This is a genomic window from Pyrococcus sp. (assembly GCF_030153625.1).
GTDB classification, from domain to species: domain Archaea; phylum Methanobacteriota_B; class Thermococci; order Thermococcales; family Thermococcaceae; genus Pyrococcus; species Pyrococcus furiosus.
On record NZ_JASKLM010000050.1, the window covers coordinates 1 to 12,176 of the forward strand.

General features: G+C 41.9%; 14 protein-coding genes. 9 read left to right on the forward strand and 5 right to left on the reverse strand.

Translation table 11 applies throughout. The annotated features are described in order from the left end of the window. Positions 1–221 precede the first annotated feature (221 nt). Genes PWP39_RS08220 through PWP39_RS08230 form a run of 3 tightly spaced genes read left to right on the forward strand, consistent with a single transcriptional unit; the run spans position 222 to position 2,501 of the window. The gene (locus PWP39_RS08220; protein ID WP_288073438.1) at positions 222–932 is read left to right on the forward strand and encodes a maleate cis-trans isomerase family protein; all 711 of its coding nucleotides are present in this window, start codon (positions 222–224) and stop codon (positions 930–932) included. Then, positions 932–1,855, forward strand: coding sequence for a ribonuclease Z (locus PWP39_RS08225; protein WP_288073439.1), 924 nt, complete (start codon positions 932–934; stop codon positions 1,853–1,855). Before PWP39_RS08220 ends, PWP39_RS08225 begins: the two co-directional genes overlap by 1 nt. Beyond that, positions 1,833–2,501: a TraB domain-containing protein gene (locus PWP39_RS08230; protein WP_288073440.1), complete on the forward strand. Its 669-nt coding sequence runs from the start codon at positions 1,833–1,835 to the stop codon at positions 2,499–2,501. Before PWP39_RS08225 ends, PWP39_RS08230 begins: the two co-directional genes overlap by 23 nt. On the opposite strand, the gene PWP39_RS08235 is transcribed toward PWP39_RS08230, so the two are convergent. After that, positions 2,465–2,731, reverse strand: a complete 267-nt coding sequence (locus tag PWP39_RS08235; protein ID WP_288073441.1) for a hypothetical protein — start codon at positions 2,729–2,731, stop codon at positions 2,465–2,467. The genes PWP39_RS08230 and PWP39_RS08235 overlap by 37 nt on opposite strands. 84 nt (positions 2,732–2,815) lie before the next feature. Further along, complete coding sequence (locus tag PWP39_RS08240; protein ID WP_011012494.1) at positions 2,816–3,022, reverse strand: RNA chaperone; 207 nt, start codon at positions 3,020–3,022, stop codon at positions 2,816–2,818. 135 nt (positions 3,023–3,157) lie between these two features. On the opposite strand from PWP39_RS08240, the gene mtnA reads away from it, so the two are divergent. Both mtnA and PWP39_RS08250 read left to right on the forward strand, forming a co-directional pair. Continuing rightward, positions 3,158–4,228, forward strand: coding sequence for an S-methyl-5-thioribose-1-phosphate isomerase (mtnA, locus tag PWP39_RS08245; protein ID WP_011012495.1), 1,071 nt, complete (start codon positions 3,158–3,160; stop codon positions 4,226–4,228). A gap of 97 nt (positions 4,229–4,325) precedes the next feature. Beyond that, positions 4,326–5,621, forward strand: a complete 1,296-nt coding sequence (locus tag PWP39_RS08250) for an MFS transporter (protein ID WP_223208977.1) — start codon at positions 4,326–4,328, stop codon at positions 5,619–5,621. Here PWP39_RS08250 and PWP39_RS08255 read toward each other — a convergent pair. The 3 genes from PWP39_RS08255 to vapB all read right to left on the reverse strand — a co-directional run bounded on the left by PWP39_RS08255 (position 5,564) and on the right by vapB (position 8,125). Then, complete coding sequence (locus PWP39_RS08255) at positions 5,564–7,441, reverse strand: threonine--tRNA ligase (RefSeq protein WP_288073442.1); 1,878 nt, start codon at positions 7,439–7,441, stop codon at positions 5,564–5,566. The genes PWP39_RS08250 and PWP39_RS08255 overlap by 58 nt on opposite strands. A gap of 71 nt (positions 7,442–7,512) precedes the next feature. Then, positions 7,513–7,917 carry a type II toxin-antitoxin system VapC family toxin gene (locus PWP39_RS08260; RefSeq protein ID WP_011012498.1) on the reverse strand — a complete coding sequence of 135 codons (405 nt, stop codon included), beginning with the start codon at positions 7,915–7,917 and terminating at the stop codon, positions 7,513–7,515. After that, entirely contained in the window at positions 7,904–8,125 is a 222-nt protein-coding gene (gene vapB, locus PWP39_RS08265; protein WP_011012499.1) for a type II toxin-antitoxin system VapB family antitoxin, read from the reverse strand. The genes PWP39_RS08260 and vapB overlap by 14 nt, the downstream gene beginning before the upstream one ends. Positions 8,126–8,348: 223 nt before the next feature. Here vapB and PWP39_RS08270 point away from each other — a divergent pair, with 223 nt between their 5' ends. The 4 genes from PWP39_RS08270 to PWP39_RS08285 all read left to right on the forward strand — a co-directional run. Next, positions 8,349–9,605 (forward strand): flippase, encoded by a 1,257-nt coding sequence (locus PWP39_RS08270; RefSeq protein ID WP_288073443.1) that lies wholly within the window; start codon positions 8,349–8,351, stop codon positions 9,603–9,605. 9 nt (positions 9,606–9,614) lie between these two features. Further along, on the forward strand, positions 9,615–10,898 hold the full coding sequence (locus PWP39_RS08275; protein WP_011012501.1) for a UDP-glucose dehydrogenase family protein: 1,284 nt from the start codon (positions 9,615–9,617) through the stop codon (positions 10,896–10,898). After that, positions 10,895–11,746, forward strand: coding sequence for a UTP--glucose-1-phosphate uridylyltransferase (locus PWP39_RS08280; RefSeq protein WP_011012502.1), 852 nt, complete (start codon positions 10,895–10,897; stop codon positions 11,744–11,746). Before PWP39_RS08275 ends, PWP39_RS08280 begins: the two co-directional genes overlap by 4 nt. Next, positions 11,743–12,176, forward strand: a 434-nt coding sequence (locus PWP39_RS08285) for an SDR family NAD(P)-dependent oxidoreductase (RefSeq protein WP_288073444.1), incomplete at its 3' end; no start/stop codon positions are given. The genes PWP39_RS08280 and PWP39_RS08285, both read left to right, overlap by 4 nt.

Consider the following 12,176-nt stretch of genomic DNA (forward strand, 5'->3'; position numbering starts at 1 on the left):
GTAAGTAAATAATGGTTTCAGTCCTCATTTCTCTCCCCTTTTCTGAAGAGGTATCAGAAACTTAAACCTAACGTCCCACTGCTTATCCTGACAGTGTCCTCCCTAAAGGGAAAAACAATAAAAATTTTGCCAAAATAATTAAATAATTATGCAATTACATAATTATCTTGTTAAATAACAAACTTAATATACGCTCTGGACAACCAAGAACAGGTGTTCCGATGTTTGGGTGGAGGGGAAGAATTGGACTTTTAGTCCCATCATCAAACACTACAATGGAGATGGAGTTGCATTCATATTTACCTGAGGGAGTCTCTCTTCACACCTCAAGAATTCCACTAAAGAAGGTCAATGAGGAAGAGCTAACAAAGATGGTTGGTTATTCAATTGAAGCGGCTAAGCTTCTTGCAGATGCTGGAGTTGAGGTTATAGCCTTTGGTTGCACGAGTGGTTCTTTTATTGGAGGAAAGGACTTCGAAAAGGAGCTCGAAATGAAGATAGAAGAGGAAGTGAAAGTTGAAACATTCACAACAAGTACGGCTGTTTTGGAAGCTCTGAACATCCTCGACATTCAGTCTTTAATTGTTGTAACTCCGTACATCGATGAAATAAATCAAAGAGAGAAGGAATTTCTGGAGGAAAACGGTTTCACAGTTTTAGATATAAGGGGATTGGGAATAGAGGAAAACTTAGAGATTGGGAGATTAAGCCCTCATGTTCCCTACATGCTCGCTAAATCAATGTTCATGGAGGAAGCTGATGGAGTATTCATAAGTTGCACAAACTTGAGAACTTTTGAAATCATTGAGAAGCTTGAGAAGGACTTGGGAATTCCAGTTGTGACAAGCAACCAAGCAACGCTTTGGTATGCTCTGAGGGAGATAGACGTTAGGGAAAGCTTACCTCTTGGAAAGCTTCTAAGGGAGTTCTAATGGTTGAGGTAGTTTTCTTGGGAACTGGAGGGATAAAGCCCACTCCCGAGAGAAATGTTCCCTCAATAGCGATTAGGATAGGGAGTGAGATAATTCTCTTCGATGCTGGGGAAGGGACCCTTAGGCAGATGGAAATAGCAAGGCTTAATCCGATGAGGATAAAGAGAATTTTCATTACCCACTTCCATGGAGACCACTATTTGGGGTTGGCAGCAATAATTCAAACGATGAACTTGTGGGATAGGAAGGAACCCCTCCATATCTACGGCCCAGAAAATAGCGTTGAATTCATCTCCAATTTCCTGAAGAGCGGTTACTTTGCTCCTGGATTTGATGTTGTTGTCCACGAGATAACTGGAAAGGCTAGACTTCAGTTTGAAAATTACGAAATTTGGGCTTTTGAAGTCTCTCATGGAATTCCTGCGTTAGGATACGTGTTTAAGGAAAAAGACCGGAGGGGCAATTTTGATCTTGAAAAAATCCAATCCCTCGGCTTAACCCCTGGACCTTGGATGAAGGAACTTGAAAATAGGAAGATAATAAAAATTGGAGAAAAGGTGATAAGGCTGAGCGAAGTTACAGGACCAAAAAAGAGAGGGGCTAAGATTGTCTACACTGGAGACACTGAGCCCGTTGATGATATAGTGGAGTTCTCGAAGAGGGCAGATTTACTAATACATGAGGCAACTTACATATCGAAGGAACACAGGAAGGATAGCTATCATACAATTATCGAGGAAGCATGCGAGATATTCAAAGCCTCCAAGGCTAGTTACTTAGCATTGTTCCATAGGGCTCCAAGGTATTCTTACCAAGAGTACGCTGTTGCAGCTAAGGGGTTATGCCCTGAAGCTTACATCCCCAGAGACTTCGATAGGATTTTTGTGAGGGGTAAGGGTAATGTCATATTTAAGGTACGTTAAAGTCATTGGAACAGTTCATGTCTCTCCTGAAAGCGTGAGAGAAGTTAGGGAGACTATAATTAGGGAAAAACCTGATGCAGTCGCCTTGGAGTTAGATTATCCTAGGTTATTGGCATTACTTAGGAGGGAAAGGTTGACTTTTTCCCAAGCATTAAAGCTTGGTAAGATAGGGCTCTTTGGCTTCATACTCCAAGAGCTCGAAATGTTCTTTGGAAGGAGCTTGGGAGAGTCTCCAGGGGAGGAAATGATTGAAGCTTATAAAGCCGCAGCCACCCTGGGAATTCCAGTTTATCTGATAGATAAGCCAGTGAACGAAACTTTGACTGGAATGCTTTCTTCTCCACCAATAGAAAAGCTTAGATTTGGGATTGAAATTTTGGTAAGTCTGCTCCCAGGAAAGCCGAAAGAGTTGGATTATTTATATTTGATAAAGGAGTTCAGGGAAAGGTTTCCACACATGTATAAAGTCTTGGTTGAGGAGAGAAACCTCTATATGGCAATTAACTTAATGAGAATAGTGGATTCCCTGCTCGAAAAAAAGAAGAAAGTGAAGGTTGTTGCGGTAGTTGGGTTGGGGCATAAGAAAGGAATAGAGAAAATACTAAATGCTCAAAAGCCAAGAGCATTTAAAATCAACTCTCTGTAAATCTTTAGTTTTCTGAACTCCCTATCTCCAATACTGTCTTTTCTGCTTACCTCCTCGTAGAACTTCTCTAGCTCGTTGAGAACATCCTCTAGAAACTCAGAGGAGCCGTTTACAAGCGCTTTTAACTTCCCCTTCAGAAAAGGCATAACTTCTTTTGGTCTTCCCAGATAGGCCCAATAGAGGCCTTCAACTAGAACGGCTTCAAGCAACTCAACGTTCGGTTTCTCCATCCCTCCTCATCATTTGAACCACCTTCTCCAAATCAAAATTGGACATATAAAAGTATTTTGGTAGAAAATTTGAAAAAATGACAATCAGCTAGAATCGTCGTAAACTACGCCAGCGAACTCGCCATCGTCGAGGTAAATGAAGCTGACCTTGACCTTCTTTCCGCTCTTGGGATCAACGACCACGAAGTTTGGCTTCTTGAGGTACTCGCTTGAGGGCATCTTTACAACAACGTCATAGTGCTTTTTGAGATCCCTTAGGAATACTTCGGGGTTCTTCTTTATAACCACCATCTTTTCACCCCCAATAATATGTACTACTTCCAAGTATAAAAGGATTTCTATTAACATTTGTTAAAATTGGACTCGACGATTGTCGATGTCACAAAGTGATTTAAAGATTCCCCGCGAAGCTTAATCGGTGGTATCATGGAGATAAAGTACAGGCCTGAAGAGCTGACAAAACTTCCAAGGAGCGTTGAGTATAGGGAAGGAAAGGTCTACATGATAAACCAGAGGCTCCTTCCCAGGGAATTCAAGGTTGAGGAATTCACAACGGTTGAGGCCGTTGCTGAGGCAATTAAGAACATGACGGTGAGAGGGGCCCCAGCAATTGGAGCTGCTGCAGCCTTTGGCTTGGCTTTATATGCCGAAACATCAAAAGCAAAGACCAAAGATGAGTTCTTCGATGGGTTTTATAGAGCATATGAAACTCTAAAGAACACAAGGCCGACGGCCGTAAATCTATTCTGGGCCCTTAACAGGATAAAGAAGTTAGTCGAGGAGCATAGGGAGGACAGTTTGGATGAGATTAAGAGGTTGATAGTCGAGGAGGCACAGAAGATTGCGGATGAGGACGTGGAGGCAAATTTGAGAATGGGCCACTACGGAGCTGAAGTCCTCCCAGAGGGAAACATACTAACCCACTGCAACGCTGGTAGCTTAGCAACGGTTCACCTGGGAACCGTTGGGGCTGTGGTTAGGGTCATGCACAAGGAGGGAACACTAAAGCTTTTATGGCTCGACGAAACTAGGCCAGTCCTTCAAGGGGCCAGACTCTCCGCCTGGGAGTATAGTTACGATGGGCTAAATGTTAAGTTGATAGCTGATAATGCTGCAGCCTTCGTGATGCAGCAAGGAAAGGTTGATGCAATAATAGTTGGTGCAGACAGGATAGTTGCCAATGGAGACTTCGCAAATAAAATAGGTACTTACATGCTAGCAGTGTTGGCCAAGGAGCACGGGATACCCTTCTTTACCGTAGCTCCGCTTTCAAGCATTGACATGAGCTTGAGTAGCGGGAAGGAGATTCCAATTGAGGAGAGATCACCAGAGGAGGTGTTGACTTGTGGAGGGTGCAGAATTGCCCCAGATGTTCCAGTGTATAACCCAGCTTTCGACGTTACCCCCCACAAGTATCTGACAGGAATAATAACAGATAGAGGTGTAGTTTGGCCACCATTCAAGAGGAACCTCAAGAAGCTCTTTGAAACCCTCTAATGTCTTTTTCCACTTCTTTGGGAGTTTATAAGTAAATGAGACTTATAAACCCCTTTCGAAGAGTTTATAAACTCCATGCCTTCTTTCACCACCCTCGATGAAAGCGATGAAAAACACGAAGAGAAGGGATTTAATGGTCCAAAGCAAGAAGAGGGTAAAGAAAGAAACATATCCCAGGCTTAGAGGCTCCTGGTTTTACTCCTTCATACCATTTAAGATAGCCACGGGGGGAATAACTCCCCTAATTCCAACTTTGGCATTGGAGGTTAATGCAACCCCTCTAGATTTGAGCTACCTCTCGGGAACCGGAAGCTTGTCCTCAATGATCGGGGGTTTACTATGGGGAGCCCTAAGCGACAGGTTCAAGAGGAGAAAAGTGTTCTTAATCCTTGGGCTAATTGGAGCGTCGCTCTTCATCCTTGCATTGGGATTGTCCTCTTCCATTAAGGAGTTGATAGTTGTGAATGCCCTCTACACATTCTTCCTCGCAGCAACGATTCCTCTCCCTGCCGCGTTGATTGCCAGGGAGTTTAGGAAGAGCGAGATAGGCAAGGCCACTGGGAGGTTCAACGAGATCGGCGGCTGGGCCTGGGTCGCTGGATTGATCTTAGGCCTACTCCTACTCACCTTAACCCCTCTAAAGTTTATCCCAATAATCCTGGGTTTGATAGGAGCAATCTCTGTAGTTTCAGCGATGAAGAGGATTAGAGAGGTTCCAGTGTACATTAATGGAAGGCCTCAGCTGTCACTCTTCATGTTCTCTCCCAGGAGAATATCCATTCCCAGGATTGAAGATGAGGTAATTAAAGCCCTCTCTGCTTCCACCCTAATAATGTGGATAGGCTCAATGCTGATCCTAACTCAATATCCAATGGTAGTGAGGGAGAAAGGATTTGATGGGGAGGTTCTCTATGGACTAAGCATAGCCAGCTCAACGATTTCAGCATTAACCTACAAAAAAGTTGGAGAGCTGTTTAAGGGGATAACAACTTACCTCCTGGGCCTTGAAGTTAGAATTGTTGGAATGCTCCTACTATTGATTTCCACAATGCTCTCCGGGTACTCATTTATAGCCCTTGCAATATTAGGATACCTAACCCTGGGATACAGCTGGTCAATGATAAGCGTATCATCCTCCGCGATAATAACTGAAAGAGCTCCAGAAAAGAAGAAAGGAGCAGTGATGGGTTCTTACAACTTCATATCCTCAACGGGCGCAATAGTTGGAAGCTTTACTAGCGGATACATAGTTAACTCCTTCAGTGCCACCACGGACTTCGTGCTCGGCTTAACCCTAACTGGACTTTCAATGGTTCCAATAATGATGGGAAGAGGTCAGCCCCTGAACTTTGGCCTCTGGCTGAGTAAGAGAGGTAAGGGCCTTGGCTTGTAGGGGAAGCCCTCCGTCTTCTGCTTTATCTCCTTTATGAGCTCCTCAATCCTTGTCTCGTATTGTTTGCCGTCCTCTCTCCTCCTTACTGTTATCGTTCCAGTCTCTTTCTCCTTCTCTCCCACAACCACTATGTAGGGTATCCACTCCTTCTCCGCCCTCCTGATCTTCTTGCTCAGCCTTTCGTCTTCATCGTCCACATCAACCCTTATTCTTGCCCCTTCTATCTTTCCAGCAACGTACAGTGCATAGTCCAAGTATTCTTTGCTCACTGGGATAACTCTTACTTGAATTGGGCTGAGCCAAAGTGGGAACATAGGCTTCTTTCCTTCCTGCATCAGCTTAGCCTGCTTTTCGAGAATAGCGTACATTACCCTCTCAATTGCACCACTTGGAGAGCAGTGGAGAATTAGTGGATACTTCTCTTCTCCGTTCTCGTCATAGTAGGTAATTCCAAACCTTTCAGCGTTCTCAACGTCAATTTGAACTGTGCTTAATGCTGCCGCTTTGTCGAGGTTATCGATGAAGTTGAACTCGAACTTGAGTATGAAGTAGAAGAACCTCTGCTTCCACATCTCAATAAGTACGGGCTTTCCTATTAGCTTAACAAGCTCAATTATGAAGTCCCTGTGCTCGTTCCAGAAGTCCTCCGTAAATCTTATGGCCACTTCATAGTCATCTGGGGTTAACCCAACACCCTCAAGAACCTCCATGCTCAGCTTGAACTGCTTCTTGAACTCATCCTTCGCCTGCTCTATGTCTTTGGCTAATGTATGCATATCAGGCATTGTAAAGGCCCTAAGCCTTCTCAGACCTGAGAGTTCTCCTCTCTTCTCTCTCCTGAAAGAGTAGCGGGTGAGTTCATACATCCTTAGCGGCAAGTTCCTATAGCTTATAGTTGCATCCTTACTTATCATAAACTGACCAAAGCAGGCCGCAAACCTTAGGAAGTACCTCTTATCCCCGCTCAGCACTACGTACTGTCTCGCTGGGAATCTGTTCAAATACTTCTCCAATGCCGGGTGCTCGAAGTCGTACATAATAGGAGTCTCAACTTCCATGGCACCGTACTCGATAACCTTCTCAGTTACGTACTGCTCGAGGAGTGATTTGATTAGCCTGCCCTTTGGATAATAGCGAAGGTTCCCTGGGTCACTCCCAGGTTCATAATCAACGAGCTCATGCTCAAGCATTAATCTAACATGTGGAGGCTCCTTATCAGCAATCCTACTCTTAGCTATCTCATAGTTGGCGAACTTCCTTAGGTTTTCATGGCCCGTGAAGTCGAATTTATCAACCTCCACTAACTCTCCCTCGGGGGTTAAGATGTACCAATAGCTTACCAACTCGGTTTCTTCTTTCTTGAGGGCCTCTGGAACTTCCTCCACCTTTGCCTCTTCTGGGACTATTGTTCTGCTCAGCTCTGCCAATGGGTGTCCCTTACAACTTATCCTGAAGGCCTTATAGTAGCCGAACGGTGCCTTTCCAACGTTGTAACCCCTCTCTTTAAGTCCTTCGTATATTCTTCTAAGGACTTCCTGAGCAACTGAGGGCTTTGCAAGCTCACTGCTTAAGTGGGCGAAGGGATAAACGAAGAGGTTCTCAGCTTTTACCTGCTTTGCAACCTCTATTATCTCGTTGATTGCCTTCTCAACAACCTCATCTGGATTCTTTTCATCAACTTTCTCGACGCTTATGAATGCGACGAGAACTTCGTCCATTCTTCCTTTCTTTTCCTCCTCACTTATCGGTTCTGGGTTTTTAATGGCCTTGTCCTTGACTTCGTACTCGATATAGTCGCTGTGAATTAGAAGCATTCTCATATTATCACCACCTTTAACCTAAAAGCGTGGATTTTTAAATATCTTTGCATTTGGGTTTGGAGATCTTACTATTACTCCACGTATTCCACTTTAATTCCAAGCTTTTTTGCAATCTTCCATTGCTCTTTGTCGCTTGTTAAAAGCTTGCCATACTTTTTTGCTTGAGCCAAATAGAGGGCATCATAAATTGGAATTCCCCAGCTGATGGCTATGTTCATAGCATCCCAAAGATAATTTTCAAGAGGTTCAAAAGTTATAACGTCCTCTTCAAGCCTCTTTAATGCTTCATACATTAACTTAGCTTCCTCAATTGATATAGCTTTGTACAGCACGTAATGTTTCCAGATGGCATTTGACACTTCAGCTAAAGCTAGTGTTAGAGAGTATGGTTTGTCTAGTAGGTATTTTCTTACTTTCTCCCAATTTTCTTCCCTTAGGATGTATTTGGCGATGGAGGATGCGTCAATTACTATCACGATCCTCCCTCACGTATTTTCTTGCAGTTCCCTTTTCAGCTTTTGGTAAATTTGCCAACATAGCATCGATTTCCTCTAAGGCTTTCTTCCTTTTGTACTCTTTTACTTTTTCTTCAATGAATTTTCTGACTTCTTCGCTCCAATTTATGTCAATTTTTTTCATTTCCTTCTTAAGTTCCCTGGGAATTCTAAAGCTAACGACTTCCATCCATATCACCTTGATTACGGTATTGTATTACGAATATATAAACTTTAGTGTCATTCCAAGGTTAGACAGAAGATTTTTATATTAGGCAAAATCTTGATAATCAGCTTTTCTTGTGAGCTGTCAGAACATTAAGAGTTAGTTTCTGGAGCACTTAGCTAAACTTATTGAGCTTGATTAGCCTTGCATTAAGTTTTTAATCTCTCCTCCTCATTAGGTAGTTGTCATGACTGAGAGTTTAAAGCTTAAACTTATTAAGAATGCAGCTTGGCTTTTTAGTGCTGATGTTATTTCAAAGTTATTAGCTTATGGTGTAATAGTTATCTTGAGTAGAACTCTTGGTCCTGAAGGATTAGGGCAGTACTCTTTTATCTTCTACTATGTTGGGCTTCTTAGCATATTTTCCGACTTTGGGGTGAGCTATTATTTCATGAGGGAGGTTGCTAGGGATAGGAATAAAGCTGAAGAACTTTTGCCAGATATTTTGGGTCTTAAAATTGTTCTTGCTTTGGTTAATTTTGGTGTTATAGCTGTTTTAACGGTTTTCCTTCCAAAGCCTATATGGATGAAAGTCCTGATATTATTAGTTGGAGCTGAAGCTGTTCTTATGTGGGTTTCCTATGTGTTTGTAAATCTTATGTATGCCCACGAGGTCACGAAGTACGAAGCCATAGCGAGAACGATTGAAAGAGTTTGGGCATTTTTTGTTGGGGGAGCTGTTCTTTACCTTTATAAGTCTTTGTCGCCCTTTATAATTGCTCTTCTTGTTGGTTATACGATAAGAGAATCCCTTAGAGTAAAATGGGGGAGTAATTTCATTAAAAACGTTAAGATATACTTTAGGCCAAAAATGTGGATTTTTCTTTTGAAAAAGAGTTATCCATTTTGGCTAATTGGTATCTTTACTATGATTTACTATCGTACTGATATGGTAATGCTTAGCTTGATGAAGGGAGATTATGAAACTGGAATCTATAGAGTGGCCTATACTTTAATTGAGGTCTCTCTATTTGTGCCGAATATTGTTGTCTCTACAACGATGCCTTCAATGGCCAGGTTATGGAAAGAAGATAGAAGAACCCTAAATACTCTCCTGAAAAGGAGTATACAGATGCTTGCAGGATTGGGAGTTTTAGCTTTGGCAGGATATTATATTTTTGCTCGTTTGGGAATTCTTATTATATTTGGCAAAAAGTTTCTTACAAGTGTTCCAGTACTTAGAATTCTTGCTTTTGCAGTACCTTTTATGTTTTTAAGTTCTCTTTTTGGGAGCTTTTTAAATGCAACCGGGAATGAATTAGTATTTACTAAAATAACAGGTTTAACGGCTTTATTAAATGTTCTACTTAATTATGTTCTGATTCTAAACTATGGTGCTGAAGGAGCAGCCATAGCAACAGTGTGCACACAAGGGCTTGCAGTTCTCTTTTCGATTTTCTCTGTAAAAAATACTTTTAAGCAAGAAAGTTATCAAGTGTTCTGAGGTGGTTTGATGAGAGTTTCGGTTGTTGGCTCTGGTTATGTTGGGCTTGTCACAGGGATAGGTTTTGTCAAGCTTGGGAATAGCGTTATCTTCGTTGATGTTGATGAGAGGAAGATCCAAATGATTAATAATGCTCAACCTCCAATTTATGAGGAGGGTTTGGAAGAATTAATGCAAGAATTTAGAGGTAAATATTACGCTACTAACGATTATAGAGATGCAATTCTCAATTCTGACATTACGTTCATAGCCGTTGGAACTCCCTCAAGAGAAGACGGTTCGATTGACCTTACATACGTTAAAGAAGCCAGCAGAGCTATTGGAAAGGCACTAAGAGAAAAGGAAGATTATCATGTTGTCGTAGTTAAGAGCACTGTCCTCCCAGGAACTACCGAGGAAGTTGTAAGACCAATCCTTGAAAAGTATTCTGGTAAGAAGGCAATCCAAGACTTTGGCCTTGCAATGAATCCAGAGTTTTTGAGAGAAGGTACTGCATTGAAGGACTTCCTCAACCCGGATAGAATAGTCATTGGTGTTCAAGATGAGAGGACTAAGAAAGTCCTCGAAGAGCTTTATGCTCCCATTAATGCACCAAAGTTAATTGTGGACATTAAGACTGCTGAAATGATAAAGTACGCCTCAAACGCTTTCCTAGCAACAAAGATAAGCTTTGCAAACGAGATTGGGAATATTTGTAAAAAACTCGGAATAGATTCTTGGAAAGTTTTTGAAGGAGTTGGCCTAGATCATAGGATAAGCCCCTACTTCTTCAGGACTGGAATTGGCTGGGGTGGCTCATGCTTTCCAAAAGATGTCAGAGCCTTAATTAGGAAGGCGGAAGAACTGGGAGAGGACCCAATAATCCTAAAGGCAGTTGTTGAGGTCAATGAGAGGCAACCTCTCAAGCTTATTGAATTGCTAAAGAAGCATGTTCCAGACCTTAAGGGAAAAACTGTCGGAGTGTTAGGATTAGCATTCAAGCCAAACACTGATGACGTGAGAGAGACTAGGGCTTATATTATAGTCAGAAAACTTCTGGAAAAAGGAGCTCACATTATAGCTTACGATCCAAAAGCCATGGAGAATTTCAAGCGCTTTTATCCGGATGTTGGGGAAAAGATAGAATACGCTAACTCGCCTGAAGAAGTTCTTGAAAAATCTGATGTTATTTTGATAGTTACAGAGTGGAATGAATTTGAGAAGGTAGATTACTCTGGGAAAATTGTTATTGACGGTAGGAGAATTAGAGCTGCCGAGAAAACAGCGAGAATTTACGAGGGGGTGTGCTGGTGAAAGTGAGAAAAGCGGTAATTCCAGCAGCAGGCCTTGGAACAAGAATGTTACCACTGACTAAAGCACAACCAAAAGAAATGCTCCCTGTTGTGAGAAAGCCAACTATCCAATATGTTCTCGAAGAAGCTTATGAGGCTGGGATACGAGAAGTTTTGATAATAACGGGAAAACATAAGAGGGCAATCGAAGATCATTTCGATAGATATGAGCATGAAGTGAAAAATCCACATCTTGACAAATTGGATAAAATCCTCGATGATATAAATATCTACTATGCTAGACAGAGAGTACAAAGGGGATTGGGGGATGCTATCAAATATGCAGAGGCTTTCGTTGGCGATGAACCCTTTGCTCTCCTCTTGGGGGATACTATTACACTCCCTTCTTGTACTGCTGGAATAATAGAATCCTATGAAGAATTAAAGGCCCCGGTAATCGCTGTGGAAGAAGTTCAAGAGGAGAAAATTTCTCTCTATGGAGTTGTTGGGATAGGGAGATATATTAATGAAAGAATATTTGAGATAAACAAGCTAGTTGAAAAGCCAGAAATTCACGAAGCTCCATCAAATTTGGCCATTTTAGGAAGGTACATTTTAACCCCCGAAATCTTTGAGTATTTGGAGGAGGTAAAGCCTGATAAAAAGGGAGAAATACAGCTCACAGATGCTCTAGAGTTAATGGTTCAGAATGGGAAGAAAATTTACGGCTATGTGTTTAAGGGCAGGCGTTATGACATTGGTAACATTTTTGATTGGCTACGGGCAAATATTGAATTAGGATTAGAAGATGAAGAACTTAGTGAAAAGCTAAGAGAACTTATCAAATCGTTAGTGGGGGAAAGAATATGATGGACCCGATAAAGTCAGATGTAAGAGAAATTGTAAGAGCATTAGATAGTGCTAATTTTGAGGGTAAGACTGCTCTGGTTACAGGTGGTGCTGGTTTTTTGGGATCTTGGCTTTGTGATGTGTTAATCGAGTTGGGAGCAAAGGTTTATTGTGTTGATAACTTTGCCAGTGGTCGTTGGGAAAACATCTCTCATCTAACAAGTGAGGAGAATTTTGTATTTATAGAGCACGATGTTTCGAAACCCTTGGAAATCAGAGAAAAACTTGATTTTATCTTTCATTTCGCCTCAAGGGCATCACCTTTTGAATTCGAGCACTATCCTCTAGAGATAATAGATGCAAACACCCTTGGAACTAGGAATATGCTTGAATTGGCTAAAAAGAATAATGCGAGATTTATCTTTGCCTCAACGAGCGAAATTTATGGTCA

Excerpts from the sequence above, each read along its gene's own strand:
- PWP39_RS08270 (WP_288073443.1), top strand. The coding sequence starts at position 8,349 with ATGACTGAGAGTTTAAAGCTTAAACTTATTAAGAATGCAGCTTGGCTT.
- PWP39_RS08255 (WP_288073442.1), bottom strand. The coding sequence starts at position 7,441 with ATGAGAATGCTTCTAATTCACAGCGACTATATCGAGTACGAAGTCAAG.
- PWP39_RS08235 (WP_288073441.1), bottom strand. The coding sequence starts at position 2,731 with ATGGAGAAACCGAACGTTGAGTTGCTTGAAGCCGTTCTAGTTGAAGGC.
- PWP39_RS08225 (WP_288073439.1), top strand. The coding sequence starts at position 932 with ATGGTTGAGGTAGTTTTCTTGGGAACTGGAGGGATAAAGCCCACTCCC.
- mtnA (WP_011012495.1), top strand. The coding sequence starts at position 3,158 with ATGGAGATAAAGTACAGGCCTGAAGAGCTGACAAAACTTCCAAGGAGC.
- PWP39_RS08250 (WP_223208977.1), top strand. The coding sequence starts at position 4,326 with ATGAAAGCGATGAAAAACACGAAGAGAAGGGATTTAATGGTCCAAAGC.
- vapB (WP_011012499.1), bottom strand. The coding sequence starts at position 8,125 with ATGGAAGTCGTTAGCTTTAGAATTCCCAGGGAACTTAAGAAGGAAATG.
- PWP39_RS08275 (WP_011012501.1), top strand. The coding sequence starts at position 9,615 with ATGAGAGTTTCGGTTGTTGGCTCTGGTTATGTTGGGCTTGTCACAGGG.
- PWP39_RS08240 (WP_011012494.1), bottom strand. The coding sequence starts at position 3,022 with ATGGTGGTTATAAAGAAGAACCCCGAAGTATTCCTAAGGGATCTCAAA.
- PWP39_RS08220 (WP_288073438.1), top strand. The coding sequence starts at position 222 with ATGTTTGGGTGGAGGGGAAGAATTGGACTTTTAGTCCCATCATCAAAC.
- PWP39_RS08230 (WP_288073440.1), top strand. The coding sequence starts at position 1,833 with ATGTCATATTTAAGGTACGTTAAAGTCATTGGAACAGTTCATGTCTCT.